Genomic DNA, 17,575 nt, shown 5'->3' with positions numbered 1-17,575 from the left:
TATGCGCCAATTAAAAGGAATCAAGATTTTATTAATAGATGACGAACCGAATATTTTGCAGTTTTTGGAGTTTGGCCTTCAGAACGAAGGCTTTGAGGTAATGACAGCGCCGGACGGCTTCACCGCCGTTACGGCGGCCAAAGAGTTTCAGCCGCATGTTGCCATTCTCGATGTGATGATGCCGGGAATGGACGGCTTCGAGGTGTGCCGCATGCTGAAAAAGAACCAGAATATCGCCGTCATTATGCTCACCGCCAAGGAAGAGGTAGAGGACCGGATCAAGGGACTGACGCTTGGGGCAGACGACTACATGAGCAAGCCTTTCAGCTTCGAGGAGCTGCTTGCCCGCATTCACGCCAGAATCCGCAACCAGTTTCCTAATCTATTCGGCGAAGTGGTGGCGGGGCCTTTTCGAATTGACGACCGGCGCAAGGAGATCACTTACGGGGACCAAGTGCTGGAGCTGTCGCCGACCGAGTACGAGCTGCTGAAGTTTCTGGTCATTAATAACGGGCTGGTGCTTAGTAAATCGATGATTTTGGAGAAGGTATGGGGCTATGACTTCGGGGGAGAAGAAAACATCGTGGAAGTATACATCCGTTCCTTGCGCGACAAGCTGAATGACCGGGAGCACAAGCTGATCCGAACGCTGCGGGGAGCAGGCTACCGAGTGGATTTATCATGAAAACGTTCGGCACAAGGCTGGTCCGCTTGTTTGCGCCGCAATCTTTGCGATACCAGCTGCTCTCCCGTTCGCTGTTTATTTTGGCCGGACTGCTGCTGTTGATCGGTGTGTTTCAATACATCTTTATGCAGCAGTTTTTGTATAAAAACAAAGCGGAAACGATGCAGAGTCAGGTCATTTCTTTACCCCGCGAAGCATGGAATCTATTTGACAAAGACAGGGATAAGGACAATCCGCAGCGCCGTGACCGGCCGATGCTGTTTATTCCGGAGACGACCGTTGCGTTTATCGATACGGATGGCAACTACAACCTGATCTCCCGCCCCCCGGACAGCACAGGGGAAGGGCCGCAGCTATCCTCAGAGGAATATAAGGAGCTGTTAAAGGTTCAACAGGGCAAAAAAATCCCTTATCAGGTGCTGAGAGACAGCAGCGGTGAGGAACAGCTGGTTGCTTTTCAGCCCGCAGGCCCGAGGGGGCGGCCCGTCGGCATGCTTCAGGTGAGCTCGAGTACAGGTCCGCTCAAGGATTTGCTTCTTCGCCAGCTGATGACGTTTGTCGGGCTTTCCTTGGTAGCAATGTTCTTCGGTCTGGTTACGTTCCTGCCGGTGCTGAGGCGAACGCTTGTACCATTGTTCACAATGGTCGATACCGTGGAGCAGATTGATGCAGGCAAATTGAACGAACGGCTTCCCGTCCGTCAGGGGCAGCTGGAGATTGACCGGTTGTCCCTCTCGTTCAACGGCATGCTGGAGCGGCTGGAGGATTCGTTCGAGGCGGAGAAGGAAGCCAAGGAGCAGATGCGGCGGTTTATTGCAGACGCTTCCCACGAGCTGAGAACCCCGTTAACGTCCATTCACGGCTTCCTGGAAATATTGCTGCGCGGCGCGGCGAACCATCCGGACCAGCTGGAAAAAGCTTTAAAGAGCATGTACGGCGAATCCGAGCGGATTAATAAACTGGTGCAGGATTTATTCATGCTTGCCAGGCTGGACCGGACGCCGACCTTTGAGATGAAGGCGGAAAGATTCGACCGCATGCTGCACGACATGGAGCCGCAGCTTCGGCTGCTGGCCGGGAACCGGGAAGTTAACTTTTCCGTCCATCCCGAGCTAAGTTCCGTATGCAATCAGGATAAAATCAAGCAGGTTGTGTTGAACCTGTTTCAAAATGCTATTCAGCATACCGATCCCGCACAGGGCAGGATTGAGGTCGCGCTGGATGAGGATGAACAAGCTGGAATGATCAGGTTATCCGTCAAAGATAACGGACCGGGGATCCCTGAGGAGCATCTAGCCCACTTGTTCGATCGGTTTTACCGGATCGAAACGTCCCGTGCGCGCAAATACGGCGGCGCAGGTCTCGGCTTATCGATAACCAAATCCATCGTGGACATTCATGGAGGAAGCATTCAGGTAAAAAGCCGGGTAGGCGAGGGGAGTGCCTTTATCGTCAGCATGCCTAAGGCTTGAACGAATTTGGTACTTTTTTAAAGAGAGCGCCTGCGCGTTTGTGAGCAAGAGGTGCGTAGGGTAAAGAATATGCATGTCATGAGCGAAGGGGCTCAGGGCAAAGAAGTACCTGCGTTTTCGAATAAGAGCGATACGTGGGGAAAAGAAAGCACCAGAGTGTTCGTGAGAAGCGATACGTAGGGCAAAGAGAGTACCTGCGTGTGCGAGCAAGCGATGTGCAGGGAAAGAAAGCACACCTGCGCGTTTTCGAATAAGAGCGATGCGTGGGGCAAAAGAAAGCGCCTGTGCGTTCGCGAGCAAGCGATGCGTAGAGCCAAGAGGACACCTGCGTGTTCGCAAGCAAGCGATACGACAGAGAAAAAACACCGGCAGTTCGCGAATAACGCGAAGGCCGGTGTTTTTTCGCGTGCCGGAGCGGTGAGGGTAGCCCCGCCACCGCCATGCGATGAGAGCGATTGGTTGAGCAGGGTTACGCTTAGCGTTAAGAACCACGCCGATGGCGGCAACCGCAACCAGGCGTTCAGTGAGAGGCTGCGAGACGGCGAAACGAAAGGATTTCGTTTGAGGCAAGGAGCGTCTGCGCCGCCTATTTTCCGGCGCGCAGCGGCGTGTTGGAGACCGATGCTCCAACACGCACGAATGCCTGGCGTGGCATGGCGACCGTTCGAACTGACGCACCGGATGCAGCCCTTTCGGCGAAGCCGTGCCTAAGGGAAGCTGGGCCCCCTTACGCCATCCTCAATGAGCGGCGCCTGCGGCTGGCGTCCCGGCTGTGGCGCAGGAGCTGGATTAGTAGGCGAGGAGGATCCGCCTTGGTTCGATTCGTAGATGGTCGGCTGGGCCGAGTACGTGTCACGGGAGATCCGCTCCGTGCCGACGATCTGCCCGTCCTGCTTTTTATATCTGTAAGTCTCCACGATGTAGCCCGGCTTGCCGGTAGTCAGCTTTTTGCTTTTTCCGGCAGGAAGCGTCGGATTCAGCACATATTTGACAGGCGGTGCCAACGTTTCGACCGTTTTCGACTCGATGGTGTAGGTCACATCTGTCGGAGTTTGTCCGAACAGTTTGACTGTGAGCCGGCTCTCATCGGCCGAGGTGCGCAGCAGCAGGTAGTAGGGCGTGCTGTTGCGGAATTTAAAATTAATATAGCCGCTGGCAAAAGTGGCATCCTGCCCGAGCGGGACATAGCTGACCGGCAGCGAGTGGTTGCGCCGTTCGACAATTTCAAGTCCCGCCCGCAGCACGGCGTTATAGAGAGTAGAGGAGACCTGGCAGATCCCTCCGCCGATCCCGGGAACCAGCTTGCCGTTCAGAATAACGGGAGCTTCCTTGAAGCCGAATTTCGCTTCGGTATCGGCAATATATTTGGCGTAATCGAACACCTCGCCGGGAGCGAGCAGCAGATCCTGAATCGAGGCGGCGGTGGAGCAAATGTTATGCACCCGCCCTTCGCTGTTCGCGGGGTAGGTTGTCGTGAACTCGCTGATTTTCCGCTCGATGCCTTGGGCCTTCAACGTCTGCATGGTGACCGCGGCATTCTGCCGGTAGAACGCCAGCGGAACGGTCGCGATCGGCTGCAGGGCTCCCGCCGCATCCGGAGCGGGATCCGCTGCCGCCCCGTCATGTACGGCGGCCAGGGCGCCCAGCGTAGGCCGTACCGCGCGCAGCTGCTCGAGGAGCTTCGGCTCGTCGATGCGCAGCACGCCGGTATCAGGCACGTAGCTGATCGTGTCCTGCGGTCCGACGATCCGCTGCGCGTCGACCGGCTCTTTCGCATAGACGCCGGGGAAGCCCCGCCGCAGCGCGTCATGCAGCTTGGCCGCGTCGAACGCCGGCGCAAGCTCCCACGTCTGGCCGCGCAGCCCGTAGCGGTAAACCGCCCGCTCAAAGGGCGAGCCGACGCTCAGCGGCCGCAGCTTCGCCTCCACCTCTGCGAGCGGGAGGCTGAGACCGAGCTGCTCCAGCGTCCAGTCGGCCGGCGCAAGCGGCAGCTCGTCCTGCTTGCTGACGACGCGCACAACCTGGCCGAGCAGCCGCTGCCGCTGCTCAGCCAGCTGCTGTTCGAAGGCACCGATGGTGATTGCGCCGATCGGCCAGCCGTCGACAGTCAATCCGGCCGGTAGCGTCCGCTGCATGCCGTACCATGCAACAGTGCCGCAGGCTGAGGCAGCGGCCAGCAGCAAGCCTGCCAGCAGGCGCAGGAATATAACAGAATGACGAGCCATCTCATCCGTCTCCTTTTGACGCTTGTTAACAAATCATTCAAATTTTCATGACAAGCCCTGCCTGTACCTTATATGTATATGCCGCTTCAGACAGAACTTTCCTCGAAAGGAGCGGGGCTCTTTCAACAAATTGTGAAGGAAAAATGTGAAAAAAGTGTTGAATTTCTTTTAGAAGTAAAGGATTTTACCTGTTTATGTCGAACTTATATGAGCTACAGAAAATTCAGGATGTGATAATGTGATTGAAATGCATGACGTATGGAAGACGTACCCTAACGGGGGTCACGCACTCAGAGGCATCAGCGTTAAAGTCGACCGTAACGAATTCTTATATGTCGTAGGGCCTTCAGGCGCAGGAAAATCGACATTCATGAAATTGATTTATAGAGAAGAAAGACCGACCAAAGGCAGTATTTTTGTCAACGGGTTTAATCTGGAGAAGCTCAAGCAGCGCAAGATTCCGTATGTGCGCCGCAACATCGGAGTTATTTTCCAGGATTTTCGCCTGCTTCCCAAGCTTACCGTAGCAGAGAATGTCGCATTCGCGATGGAAGTTATCGAAGCGCCGAAGAAGCTGATCCGCAAGCGGGTACAGGAAGTGCTGGAGCTCGTCCATTTACGGGATAAGGCCGGCTCTCTGCCGACACAGCTGTCCGGAGGCGAGCAGCAGCGCGTAGCTATTGCGCGTGCAATTGTGAACAACCCGTCCGTCATTATTGCGGACGAGCCTACGGGTAACCTTGACCCCGAAACGTCCTGGGGTATTATGAAGCTGATGGAGGAGATCAACTTCCGGGGGACGACCATCATCATGGCGACACACAATAAAGAAATTGTAAACACAATGCGAAAAAGGGTGCTGGCGATAGAAAACGGCCAGATTGCGCGGGACGAAGCAAGGGGTGAATACGGCTATGAGGATTAGCACAGGGCTGCGCCACCTGCGGGAGGGCGGCAAAAATGTTATCCGCAACGGCTGGATGTCATTCGCCTCGGTGAGCTCGATCGCCATCTCGCTGTTTATTCTCGGCATCTTTCTTTTGCTTACATTAAATGTTAACTACTTGGCGCAGCAGATCGAGCAGCAGGTAGAGATCAAGGTCTATTTGGATGTGAATGTACCGAAGGAACAGATCGCTCCGCTGCAAAATGAAATCGCCGCGCTGCCGCAGGTGGATAAAGTCACTTTTGTTTCGAAGGACGAAGGGCTTAGTTATTTGCGGGACAAGCTGGGCGAGAACGGAAAGTCGCTGACGGAGGGCTATGAGGGCGAGAACAATCCGCTGAACGATTCGTTTACCGTAGAGGTGACCGAGCCGAGAGAAGTGGCAGCCGTTGCGCAGAAGATCAATGCGATCAACACGGATAAGCCGGCGAAGCCGATTTATCGGGTCAGCTATGGACAGGGAACGGTGGAAACGATGTTCAAGGTGACGCAAATCGTCCGCTATATCGGTCTGATACTGGTCGCGGGGCTTGCTCTGACGGCGATGTTCCTCATTGCTAATACGATCAAGCTGACGATTGTCGCACGACGCAGAGAGATCGCCATCATGAAGCTGGTCGGGGCGACGAATTCGTTTATCCGCTGGCCGTTTTTTATAGAAGGTATGCTGCTTGGGGTGACGGGCTCGGTGATTCCCGTCGCGCTGCTGCTGTATGGGTACTATGAGCTGATGAGCTTTACGCAGACGGATCTCAGCATGCTGATGATCAAGCTTCTGCCGTTTCATCAAATTTCGATGACCGTATCGGGCTTGCTGCTGGGCATCGGCATCATGATAGGGATTTGGGGAAGCATGCTGTCCGTCCGCAAGTTTTTGCGTGTTTAGCCGCCAGTTTAGGATGGTAATATCCGTAAGGGGAGGAAACGAAGGTTGAAGAAGACTTTTCTGTCTCTCGTCGTCACTACAGGATTGATAGGTACACTGGTAACACCGCAGCTGACCTATGCGGTCTCCGGATCGCAGAAGATTGAGCAGCAGTTGAACGATCTGAAGAAAAAAATGGGCGATTCGCAGCAAAAAGCGAACAGTGCTCAAAATGAAATCAATAAAGTGCAAAAAGATAAGCAGCAGGCTGAAGCCGAATTGAAAGTGCTTCAAAAGCAGATTGAAGAATCCAACCTGAAGCTGAACGGTTTGAACGATCAAATTTATACAACGAAAGCGGACTTGAAGGAAATCGGGCAGCAGATCGATGAGGTGGAAGCTCAAATTGAAGCCCGCGACGAATTGCTGAAATCCCGCCTTCGGCTTATGTATATGAACGGAACGGTCTCGTATACGGACGTTCTGATGAATTCTACCAGCTTCGGCGACTTTTTGGACCGCCTGTATGCGCTGAAATCGATTGCCGATCAGGATAAGCGCATTTTGGAGGATAATCAGAGAGACCGTACCTCCAAGCTGGAGAAGGAAACGCAATCGAAGAGCAAGCTGGACCAGCTGAGCGGTCTGTATGAACAGCAATCCGTGGCCAATGCCGATCTGCAGCAAAAAGATAAAGAAAAGCACGTGCTCATAGCGAGCCTGGATCAGAAGCAGCAGGAGCAGGAGAAAATTTCCGATGACGAGGAAGCGAAAATGATCGCTTTCGCCAAGCAGCAGTCCTCGCTTATGGCGGCCAAGCGCAAGGCGGAAGCCGACGAGGCGGCGGCCCGTGCCGCTGCTTCGAAGAGCAAGTCGGGCAGCGCAAGCAGCAGCGGTCCGCTGATTACGCCGTCTTTATCCGGCGGCAAATTCGGCTATCCGCTTCCGAGAGTCGCTCCGATGTCCTCCGACTACGGCTATCGCTCCGACCCGTTTACCGGCGTGAAGACGCTGCATAAAGGGATCGATCTGGCCATGCCGAACGGTACCGATATTTTGGCTGCCGGCGATGGCGTAGTTATTGTCGCCTCTTGGTGGAGCGGCTACGGAAATACCGTTATCATCGACCATGGCGGCGGCTATTGGACGCTGTATGGGCATATCCGCAACGGCGGTACGGTTGTTGAGAAGGGCGATACCGTCAAAAGAGGGCAGAAAGTTGCTGAAGTCGGCTCTACAGGGGAATCAACGGGCAACCATCTGCACTTTGAGGTGCGTATCAATTCGGAACCGGTCGATCCGAAACCATACTTGCGCTAACCGCTGTTAATAATTTCTAATAGCTTGTCATATAATACAAATGGGCGTTGACCTCATAGGGACGAGTGGATAAAGGCGGTGTGGAAGAAGCAATGACATTTAAAGGTCGTACGGTTTTGGCATTTATTTTGTTGGCTATGTTCGCCAGCAGCATCATGACGCTTACGATTGTGAACCCGTCCATTTTTGCGGTGGCGGGCAAGGAAGGCGCGGCGGCTGCGAAATCGGGCTTGACCACGAAGGATTTAGACAAGATCTCAACGACGTACTCGCTGATCGAGGGCAAGTTCCTGTCCGATGTGGACAAGGAGAAGGTCGTGAACGGAGCGATCAACGGCATGCTGTCTACGCTGGATGACCCGTTCACGGTGTACATGGACCAGAATGAGGCGAAGCAGTTTGATGAGAGCATCACGTCCTCATTCCAGGGAATCGGAGCTGAGGTTTCCTCCGACGACGGCAAGGTGACGATCGTGGCGCCGATCAAGGGCTCCCCGGCCGAGAAGGCGGGGCTGCATGCGAAGGACGTCATCGTATCGGTCAATGGCGAGAAGCTGGACGGGCTGACGCTCAATCAGGCGATCATGAAAATCCGCGGACCGAAAGGAACGCAAGCCAAGCTGGAAATCGTCAGACCGGGCACGCAGGACCCGATTCAGATGATCGTCGTACGCGACGACATTGATGTCGAGACCGTCTATGCGGAAATGATGTCCGGCAACATCGGCAAAATCGAAATCCGTCAGTTCTCAAGCAATACCGCCAAGCGGTTCAAGGAAGAGCTGGCCAACCTGGAAGCCAAAGGCATGAAGGGCTTGATTATCGATGTGCGCAACGATCCGGGCGGCCTGCTGTCCGCCGTGGTAGAGATTGCCGAGCCGTTCGTGCAGAAGGGCAAGCCGATCGTGAAAATCGAGAACCGCAAGGGCGAGATTGAAGCGACGAACTCCCAAGGCACCGGCAAAAATTACCCTGTCACCGTGCTGATCAACAAAGGCAGCGCCAGCGCATCGGAAATTTTGGCGGGAGCTCTCCATGATTCGGCGGGAAGCAAGCTGGTCGGTGAAACGAGCTACGGCAAGGGCACCGTGCAGGTCACCTTCGAGAAGGAAATGGGTGACGGCAGCAACATTAAAATGACTGTGTATAAATGGCTGACGCCGAACGGCACCTGGATTCATAAGAAAGGGATCGAGGCAGACGTTCCGGTGGAGCAGCCGGCTTATTTCAAAGTCGCTCCGCTGACCAAGAAGGGGACGCTGAAGCCGGACTCGAACTCCGAGGACGTGAAGAACCTGCAGATTATGCTCGCAGGCCTGGGTCTGAGCCCCGATCGGACGGACGGCTACTTTAGCGAAAAGACAGCGCTGGCCGTCAAGGCCTTCCAGCGGACGCAGAGCCTTCCGATGACCGGCGAGGTGGACGTGGAGACAGCGAACCGTCTGGAGAAAGCGATCCTGACCGAGATCAAGGATCCGAAAAATGATTTGCAACTGAAAGCGGCTGTGCAGCAAGTTCAAGCACAGCTTTCGAAATAAGGCTGCGTTTCCGAAGGCGTCGCCTGCCTTTTACTGGAAAGTTGGGGGTTTGGAAGGAAATCGCAGGCAGTACGTCGAAAAGATTAGAAAGGCTGGCTTTGTCCGGCTTTTCTAATCTTTTTTTGCAGTCAGCGTTAAAATTGTGTGTACAGCCGTAAAATCCCGGAAGGAGCGGTCCGATGACCTTGTTTATGGATGTTGCGCAAAAAGGGCTCCAAGCCCTGCTTCAACTCCTCTCGCATCCGTTTTACTACATAGGTATTTTATTTATTGTGCTGCAGTACCGCAGACAAATTTTATTTGAACGCAAGCTGTTTCATACCAAGCTTCATTCGCTGCTGTCCGAAACGTGGCGCACGGTCCTGTGGGGCTGGATCGGAGGAATCGCGGCTTCCGTCCTGATGGCCGTTGTCGGAGCGACAATTCAGGCAGAGGCGATTATTCTGCTCTGGATCGTATCGCTGGCGCTGATTCTGTTCCGCGTCCGATTCTTCTGCTGGGCGTATGCTATCGGTCTCTTGGGAGCGGCCCAAGCCGTGCTGGGCTGGTTCCCGCAGTGGAGCGCTGGCGCCAGCGGCGTGGGGGCATGGTTCGCCGACGCGCTGCGCGGCCTGAACATGCCGGCGCTGCTTGCGCTCGTCGCCGGTCCTCCACCTGGTGGAGGCGCTGTTCGTCCGCCAGCAGGGGGCGCGAATCGCGACGCCGATGTTTTACGAGAGCAAGCGCGGCAAAATCGTCGGCGGCTATCACCTGCAAGGATTTTGGCCGTTGACGCTGTTTCTGCTCGTCCCTATGCAGGGAGCGGCCGGTTCGCCGCTGCCCTGGACGCCGCTGCTCGGCGGGGATCTCTGGAGCGGAGGCTGGACGATCGTGGGCTTCCCGGTCATGATCGGCTTCGCCGAGATCACGCCGGTCCCGGCTGCCGAAGGAGAAGGCGCGCATGAGCGCCAAGCTGCTGGCTGTATATGCCGCAGCCGTGCTGCTGCTGGCCATTCTCGCCAAGCTGGTCCCTGTGCTGATGATATTGTCTTCGCTCTTGTGCATTGTGCTGCACGAGGGTCTGCTGGTGTACAGCCGATGGGATGAGGCGAAGCGAAGCCCTGCGTTCGTCCATGATAAGCGAGGCTTGAAGATACTGGCGGTGCTGCGGAACAGCGCAGCCGCAGGGCTGAAGCTGGAAGCCGGTGAAATCATTCACAAGGTGAATGGCGTGCCGGTGCACACGAAGCGTGAGCTTCATCAGGCGATGCAGCTGAACTCCGCCTTCTGCAAGCTGGAGGTGCTGAACTTGGCGGGAGAGAGCAAATTCGTGAAGCATGCGCTGTTCTCCGACGAGCATCACCAGCTCGGCATTCTGCTGGCTCCCGATCAGGAGGCCATGTATTATGCCGAGGAACGCCAGACGCATCTCTTTGCATACTTGAGCCGCAAGTTGGTCGGCGTACTTACCAAACCTTCATCTACAGGCACGAAGCCGATGTAAGAAGGCTGGCAACTGAGCAGCTGTCTATAAGAAAGAGCCTGCTGTTCTGCAATTGTGCTGCCTACAATCTAAAAAAAGCTGTGCTGACGCATTCGAATTCGAGCGCGTCTGCACAGCTTTTGCCGTTTTAACTGGGTTCCCGCAGCACAACGATTTCGACGCGGCGGTTTTTGGCCCGGTTTTCGGCGCTGTTATTGTCTGCGACAGGGCGGGTATCCGCATAGCCGGTAGAGATGAACTTTTTCGGATCGAGCCCTTCCTTGTTAATAAAGTAACGAAGCACCGACAAGGAGCGCTCATTGGATAAGCCCCAATTGTCCCGGTAAATCGAACCGGTAGCCAGCGGCAGGTTATCGGTGTGGCCCTCGATGCTGATCGTCGTGTTCAATGTCGGGATTAAGCTGGCGAGCTGATCGAGAATGGGGTAGGCATCCTTCTTCAGATCGGCTTTGCCGAGATCGAACAGGAACAGGTCGTTTAATGTGACGGCCACACCCCGCGGCGTATTGGCTGCCGCAACCTGCGCCTGCAGGTTATTTTGCTCAATATAGGTTTGGACCTTCTTCAGCAAGTCTTCCAGCTGCTTCTCGCGCTGTTCCTTTTCTTCCTTTTCTTCCTTCTCTTTCTTGTCCTTCTCGTCGTCCTGGGTCTTTTCCCCGTCTAGGGCTTTTGCCGTACTTACGCGGCCCAGCACGCCTTCGCCCATGGGAAGCACGGACTCGGATTGTTTAAACTCGAAGCTGAGCGCCTGCGCCAAAACCTGGTATTTTTCATTATCGATTTTGCTCATCGCGTACATAATAACGAAAAAAATAAGCAGCAGCGTGATCAAATCGGCATAGGTAATTAACCAGCGTTCATGATTCTCGTGATTGCCGTGATTTTTAGACTTCCTCGCCACCGTTATCACCTTCGCTTTCCGCTTTCTTATGGTCCTGATGCACGAAGGAATTCAGTTTCTTTTTGATCAGCTGCGGATTTTCGCCCGCCTGCAGCGCCAGGATGCCTTCGAGCATCAGTTCCATCTCGGAAATTTGCTCTTTGCTGCGAATTTTGATTTTTTGCGCGATAGGCAGGTAGACGACGTTGGCCGAGGATACCCCGTACAGCGTAGCTGTAAAGGCTACGGCGATAGCCGGTCCCAAGGTGCTTGGATCGGACAGGTTCCCGAGAACGTGGATCAAGCCCATAACCGTACCGATGATCCCCATGGAAGGGGCAAAGCCGCCGGCGGCTTCGAAAATTTTGGCCCAGCCTTCATGATGGTGCTCCAGCGCATCCATCTCCAGCTCCAGAATTTGCCGGGTGAGCTCGGGATCGGTTCCGTCAACGACCATCATCAAACCGTCGCGCAGGAAGTTGTTCGGATGCTCCTGAGCCCGCTGCTCCAAGGCAAGCACGCCTTCTCTTCTAGCGATGCTGGCCATATCCACCAGCTCGTCAATCGTCGAACGCGGATCGCGCTTTGTTTCGGTGAACGCCATTTTGAGCGCTTTGCCGATTTCTTTCAGGCGGGACATAGGGAAGCTGATCGCAATGGCGCCGATCGTGCCTCCGAATATAATCAGCATCGCACTCGGGACGATCAGGGCGCTGATATGGCCGCCATCCCACATATAACCGCCTATCAAGGCCCCCAAGCCTATTACGAGACCGATAATCGTTGTTAAATCCACCTTCGTACCACCCCTACAATGAGTAAAATAATGACGCCGACGCGTCTATGCCTTCATGCCGATTCTTGCAAATCAGGCGCTGTGGAAGCGATATCCGTTTGCAACAAAAGGTGAAAAAAGGTATAATAAATGGGAACAAATATTCCTATAGAGGAAAAAGTCGAACGGAGTCAACCTGCGTCGATACGCGCATAGTATTTATCGGACATTTGAGTGTAAAAGTTTATAGAAGATGATCTTTTTCAATAGGCGGGTGATGAAATGAACGAAGTACCGATGAGTTATAAACCGTTCGAGCTGGTCTCGGACTTCGCTCCTCAGGGGGATCAGCCCCAGGCTATCGAGCAGCTTGTCGCTTCGATTCAGACGGGGCAGAGGTATCAAACGCTGCTTGGCGCAACGGGCACGGGTAAAACCTTTACGGCGGCTCAGGTCATAGCGAGACTGAACCGGCCGACGCTGCTCATAGCTCACAACAAGACGCTGGCGGCGCAGCTGTGTGCCGAGCTGAAGGAGTTTTTCCCGAACAATGCGGTCGAATATTTCGTCAGTTATTACGATTATTACCAGCCGGAGGCCTACATCCCGTCTTCGGATACGTTTATTGAAAAGGATTCGAGCATCAATGAAGAGATCGACAAGCTGCGCCACTCGGCGACGAGCTCGCTGTTCGAACGCCGCGACGTTATTATCGTGGCCAGCGTCTCGTGCATTTACGGCTTGGGTTCGCCGATCGAATACGGCAACCTGGTCTTGTCGCTGCGCGTCGGGATGGAGAAATCGCGCAACGACATTTTGCACCGGCTGATCGATATCCAGTATCAGCGCAACGATATGAATTTCGTCCGCGGCACGTTCCGCGTGCGCGGCGATGTAATAGAGATTTTCCCGGCTTCCCACGGGGAGCAGGCGGTCCGCGTCGAGCTGTTCGGCGACGAGATCGAGCGCATCACGGAGATTGATGTGCTGACCGGCGAAATTTTGGGCGAGCGGGAGCATATCGCTATTTTCCCGGCCTCTCACTTCGTCACCCATGAGGATACGATGAAACGGGCGCTTGTGAACATTGAGCGCGAGCTGGAGGAGCGCCTGGCCGAGCTGCGGGAAGAAGGCAAGCTGCTGGAGGCTCAGCGGCTGGAGCAGCGGACCCGTTATGACATTGAGATGATGCAGGAGATGGGCTTCTGCTCCGGCATCGAGAACTATTCCGGACCGCTGACGTTCCGCGAGCGCGGGGCTACGCCTTACACGCTGTTCGATTATTTCCCGGACGATATGCTGCTGATGGTGGACGAATCCCATGTGACGCTGCCGCAGATCCGGGGGATGTACAATGGGGACCGGGCGCGGAAGGAAGTGCTGGTTAACCACGGCTTCCGGCTACCGTCCGCGATGGATAACCGTCCGCTGCGCTTCGAGGAGTTCGAGGCGAAGGTGAATCAGGCGGTATTTATCTCGGCGACGCCGGGGCCGTTCGAGCTGGAGCATTGCCCGGTGATGGTCGAGCAGATCATTCGTCCGACCGGTTTGATCGATCCGATTATCGAGGTCAGACCGACCAAAGGGCAGATCGACGACCTGCTGGGCGAGATCCATGACCGCATCCGTAAGGATGAGCGGGTGCTGGTGACGACGCTGACCAAGAAGATGGCCGAGGATTTGACCGATTACTTGAAAGAGGTCGGGATCAAGGTCCGGTATTTGCACTCCGATATTAAGACCTTGGAGCGGATGGCGATCTTGCGCGAGCTGAGGCTGGGCGTGTTTCATGTGCTTATCGGGATCAACCTGCTGAGGGAAGGTCTCGACTTGCCGGAAGTATCGCTGGTTTCGATTCTCGATGCGGATAAGGAAGGCTTCCTGCGCGCCGAGCGCTCGCTGATTCAAACGATCGGCCGGGCCGCGCGGAACGCGAACGGGCGGGTCATCATGTACGGTGATAAAATTACCGACTCGATGGACAAAGCGATCCGGGAGACGAACCGCCGCCGCGAAATCCAGCTTGCTTATAACGAGAAGCATGGGATCACGCCACAGACGATCCAGAAGAAGGTTCGCGATGTAATCGAGGCGGTGAAGGTAGCCGAATCGAAGGCGGATTATTTGACCGATGTGAAGGAAGTGAAGATGTCGAAGAAGGACCGGATGTCCCTCATCGAACGTTTAGAACAAGAAATGAAGGAGGCGGCGAAAAATCTGCAGTTCGAGCGGGCGGCGGAGCTGCGCGATGCCGTGCTGGAGTTAAAAGCCGACCTTTAATGGATATACTGAATCATAATGTGCAAACATCCGCGGCTTGCTTCTCTTGCGAAGTATGACAACCCCGCGGATGTTCATATACAAAGGAACGGGAGCGGTACCGATCAGCAATTAGGTAACCTGGGAGAGCCGATGGACCGTTTTATTATGGAGGATGGTGGAAAGCAAGTGGCAAGAGACAATATTGTTATCAAGGGCGCGAGAGCGCACAATTTGAAAAATATCGATGTGACGATCCCGCGCGACCGTTTCGTCGTACTGACGGGCCTCAGCGGCTCGGGGAAGTCCTCGCTCGCGTTTGATACGATTTATGCGGAAGGCCAGAGAAGGTACGTCGAATCGCTGTCCGCTTACGCGCGCCAGTTTCTGGGGCAAATGGACAAGCCGGATGTCGATTCCATTGAGGGGCTGTCCCCGGCGATCTCCATCGACCAGAAGACGACCAGCCGGAACCCGCGTTCGACGGTAGGTACCGTGACGGAGATTTACGATTATTTGCGTTTGTTGTTTGCGAGGATTGGGCGCCCTCATTGTCCCGATCATAAGATTGAAATCACATCCCAGACCGTGGAGCAAATGGTCGACCGGATTATGGAATACCCGGAGCGGACGAGACTGCAAATTATGGGTCCGGTCATTTCTGGACGCAAGGGCGAGCATTCCAAGCTGCTGGCCGATATTCAGAAGCAGGGGTTCGTTCGCGTTCGCGTGAATGGCGAAGTAAGAGATATTTCGGATACCATCGAGCTAGACAAGAACAAGAAGCACAGCATCGAAGTCGTCGTCGACCGGATCGTCATTAAGCCGGATGTGCAGTCCCGGTTGGCGGACTCGCTTGAAACGGCATTAAAGCTCGGCAACGGGCGCGTTATCGTGGACGTGATGGAGAAGGAAGAGCTGCTGTTCAGCCAAAACCTGGCCTGCCCGGAGTGCGGCTTCAGCATTGAGGAGCTGGCTCCGAGAATGTTTTCCTTTAACAGCCCTTTCGGGGCTTGTCCGGAATGCGACGGCTTGGGCAGTAAAATGATTGTCGATCCCGACCTGCTCGTTCCCGACACGAAGCTGTCGATCGAGGAAGGGGCCTTTGAAGCTTGGGCGGGAAGCACGTCGAATTACTACCCGCAGTTTCTCGCTGCGGTGTGCGAGCACTACGGCATTCCGCGGAACGTGCCGGTTTCCGAGCTGACGGCCGACCAGATGAAAAAGCTGCTCTACGGTACCGGCGGCGAGAAGGTGCGGTTCCGCTATGAGAACGATATGGGTCACCGGAAGGAAGCGCTGGTTGCTTTTGAAGGGATCATTCATAATCTGGAGCGCCGGTACCGCGATACGTTCTCTGAAGGGATTCGGGAGCATATCGAAACGTATATGAGCTCCAAGCCGTGCAGCAAGTGCAAGGGGCAGCGCTTGAAGCCGGAAACCTTGGCGGTGACGATTAACGGCAAAAATATTGCGCATGTGACCTCGCTGTCCATTGGCGATTCGCAGGCATGGTTTGAATCGCTGGAGCTCAATGATCGGGAAACGCAGATCGCTCATCTGATTTTGAAAGAGATCAAGGCGCGGCTGGGGTTCCTTGTCAACGTAGGCCTGGATTATTTGACGATGCACCGGGCTGCAGGCACGCTCTCCGGCGGAGAGGCGCAGCGTATCCGCCTTGCAACCCAAATCGGCTCAAGCCTGATGGGCGTCCTTTATATTCTCGACGAGCCGAGTATCGGTCTGCACCAGCGGGATAACGACCGCTTGATTCAGACGCTGGAGCACATGCGCGACCTGGGCAATACGCTTATCGTCGTAGAGCATGACGAAGACACTATGCTGGCGGCCGATTACATTATCGACATCGGGCCGGGGGCCGGTATTCACGGCGGCAAGGTCGTCTCTCAGGGGACGCCGAAGGAAATTATGGAGTGACCCGGAATCGTTGACGGGGCAATATTTGAGCGGCAGGAAGTTCATCCCCGTTCCGCCGGAGCGCCGGAAGCCGAACGGCAAATGGCTAGAGATTAAGGGAGCCAAAGAAAACAACCTGCGCAATGTCAGTGTGAAAATTCCATTAGGCGTATTTTCATGTGTAACGGGCGTCTCGGGATCCGGCAAAAGTACGCTGATCAATGAAATCTTGTACAAGACATTGGCCAAGGAGCTGAACGGAGCCAAGGTGCGTCCGGGCGAATACCGCGATTTTGTCGGACTGGATCTTGTCGACAAAGTCATTGATATCGACCAGTCCCCGATCGGGCGGACGCCGCGATCCAATCCGGCCACTTACACCGGTGTATTCGACGATATCCGAGACTTGTACTCCAACACGAATGAAGCGAAGGTCCGCGGCTACAAGAAGGGCCGGTTCAGCTTTAACGTGAAGGGCGGCCGGTGCGAGGCCTGCCGTGGAGACGGGATTATTAAGATTGAGATGCACTTTCTTCCGGATGTGTATGTGCCGTGCGAGGTGTGCAAGGGCAAGCGGTATAACCGTGAAACATTGGAAGTTCACTATAAGGGAAAAAGCATCTCCGAGGTGCTCGGTATGACGATTGAGGATGCGTGCGAGTTTTTCAAAAACATTCCGCGCATTCACCGGAAGCTGCAGACCCTGCTGGACGTCGGCTTGGGCTATATGGATTTAGGCCAGCCCGCGACGACGCTCTCAGGCGGAGAAGCGCAGCGCGTGAAGCTGGCTGCCGAGCTGTATCGCCGGAGCACCGGCAAAACGATCTATATTCTCGATGAGCCGACAACCGGTCTGCACATCCACGATATTGACCGGTTGTTGAAGGTGCTGCACCGGCTGGTGGAGAACGGAGACAGCGTGCTTGTTATCGAGCACAATCTGGACGTGATCAAAACAGCGGATTATCTCATCGACCTTGGGCCGGAGGGCGGCAGCAAGGGCGGTACGATTATAGCTACAGGGACGCCGGAGGATGTGGTAAAGGTAGAGGGCTCGTACACCGGCCGTTACCTGAAGCCGATCTTGGAGAGAGACACCGTCCGATCCAAGGATTATGCGAAACGGCTGGAGCAGATGGAGCAAAGCGTTATTTAACGAATGGCGGCCGGGCGGGATGCCGCCTATGGTGCAACAATAGCAAGCCCTGCT

General features: G+C 55.0%; 12 protein-coding genes and 1 pseudogene. 10 read left to right on the top strand and 3 right to left on the bottom strand.

The genetic code is table 11. From position 1 onward, the window contains the following. Position 1: 1 nt before the first annotated feature. Positions 2 to 685, top strand: a complete 684-nt coding sequence (locus ACHHV8_RS35930) for a response regulator transcription factor (protein WP_395164211.1) — start codon at positions 2 to 4, stop codon at positions 683 to 685. Then, positions 682 to 2,157, top strand: a complete 1,476-nt coding sequence (locus ACHHV8_RS35925) for a sensor histidine kinase (RefSeq protein ID WP_395164210.1) — start codon at positions 682 to 684, stop codon at positions 2,155 to 2,157. Before ACHHV8_RS35930 ends, ACHHV8_RS35925 begins: the two co-directional genes overlap by 4 nt. A 707-nt stretch (positions 2,158 to 2,864) precedes the next feature. Here the strand turns inward: ACHHV8_RS35925 and ACHHV8_RS35920 are convergent. Further along, positions 2,865 to 4,382 carry a VanW family protein gene (locus tag ACHHV8_RS35920; RefSeq protein ID WP_395164209.1) on the bottom strand — a complete coding sequence of 506 codons (1,518 nt, stop codon included), beginning with the start codon at positions 4,380 to 4,382 and terminating at the stop codon, positions 2,865 to 2,867. A gap of 238 nt (positions 4,383 to 4,620) precedes the next feature. Here ACHHV8_RS35920 and ftsE point away from each other — a divergent pair, with 238 nt between their 5' ends. The 6 genes from ftsE to ACHHV8_RS35890 all read left to right on the top strand — a co-directional run bounded on the left by ftsE (position 4,621) and on the right by ACHHV8_RS35890 (position 10,534). Then, complete coding sequence (ftsE, locus tag ACHHV8_RS35915; RefSeq protein WP_395164208.1) at positions 4,621 to 5,307, top strand: cell division ATP-binding protein FtsE; 687 nt, start codon at positions 4,621 to 4,623, stop codon at positions 5,305 to 5,307. Beyond that, on the top strand, positions 5,297 to 6,214 hold the full coding sequence (gene ftsX, locus ACHHV8_RS35910; RefSeq protein ID WP_395164207.1) for a permease-like cell division protein FtsX: 918 nt from the start codon (positions 5,297 to 5,299) through the stop codon (positions 6,212 to 6,214). Before ftsE ends, ftsX begins: the two co-directional genes overlap by 11 nt. Positions 6,215 to 6,259: 45 nt before the next feature. Continuing rightward, positions 6,260 to 7,513: a murein hydrolase activator EnvC family protein gene (locus ACHHV8_RS35905; RefSeq protein ID WP_395164206.1), complete on the top strand. Its 1,254-nt coding sequence runs from the start codon at positions 6,260 to 6,262 to the stop codon at positions 7,511 to 7,513. A 92-nt stretch (positions 7,514 to 7,605) separates the two neighbouring features. After that, positions 7,606 to 9,051, top strand: coding sequence for a S41 family peptidase (locus ACHHV8_RS35900; protein ID WP_395164205.1), 1,446 nt, complete (start codon positions 7,606 to 7,608; stop codon positions 9,049 to 9,051). Between the two features lie 179 nt (positions 9,052 to 9,230). Continuing rightward, positions 9,231 to 9,995 carry a hypothetical protein gene (locus ACHHV8_RS35895; protein WP_395164204.1) on the top strand — a complete coding sequence of 255 codons (765 nt, stop codon included), beginning with the start codon at positions 9,231 to 9,233 and terminating at the stop codon, positions 9,993 to 9,995. Then, positions 9,992 to 10,534 carry a hypothetical protein gene (locus ACHHV8_RS35890; RefSeq protein ID WP_395164203.1) on the top strand — a complete coding sequence of 181 codons (543 nt, stop codon included), beginning with the start codon at positions 9,992 to 9,994 and terminating at the stop codon, positions 10,532 to 10,534. Before ACHHV8_RS35895 ends, ACHHV8_RS35890 begins: the two co-directional genes overlap by 4 nt. A 127-nt stretch (positions 10,535 to 10,661) precedes the next feature. Here ACHHV8_RS35890 and ACHHV8_RS35885 read toward each other — a convergent pair whose 3' ends face one another. Together ACHHV8_RS35885 and ACHHV8_RS35880 are read right to left on the bottom strand one after the other, a co-directional pair. Further along, positions 10,662 to 11,435, bottom strand: coding sequence for a flagellar motor protein MotB (locus tag ACHHV8_RS35885; protein WP_395164202.1), 774 nt, complete (start codon positions 11,433 to 11,435; stop codon positions 10,662 to 10,664). Next, positions 11,419 to 12,210, bottom strand: a complete 792-nt coding sequence (locus tag ACHHV8_RS35880) for a flagellar motor protein (RefSeq protein WP_395164201.1) — start codon at positions 12,208 to 12,210, stop codon at positions 11,419 to 11,421. Before ACHHV8_RS35880 ends, ACHHV8_RS35885 begins: the two co-directional genes overlap by 17 nt. A gap of 261 nt (positions 12,211 to 12,471) precedes the next feature. On the opposite strand from ACHHV8_RS35880, the gene uvrB reads away from it, so the two are divergent. Together uvrB and uvrA are read left to right on the top strand one after the other, a co-directional pair. Further along, positions 12,472 to 14,469 carry an excinuclease ABC subunit UvrB gene (uvrB, locus tag ACHHV8_RS35875; RefSeq protein WP_395164200.1) on the top strand — a complete coding sequence of 666 codons (1,998 nt, stop codon included), beginning with the start codon at positions 12,472 to 12,474 and terminating at the stop codon, positions 14,467 to 14,469. Between the two features lie 168 nt (positions 14,470 to 14,637). Continuing rightward, a pseudogene (gene uvrA / locus ACHHV8_RS35870) lies at positions 14,638 to 17,521 on the top strand (excinuclease ABC subunit UvrA). The last annotated feature ends 54 nt before the right edge of the window (positions 17,522 to 17,575 follow it).

This window comes from Paenibacillus sp. TAB_01, from assembly GCF_043945595.1.
In the GTDB taxonomy this organism is placed as follows: Bacteria; Bacillota; Bacilli; order Paenibacillales; family NBRC-103111; genus Paenibacillus_S.
The sequence above is the reverse complement of the archived record's forward strand: the minus strand, read 5'-3'. Positions and strand labels throughout refer to the sequence as shown.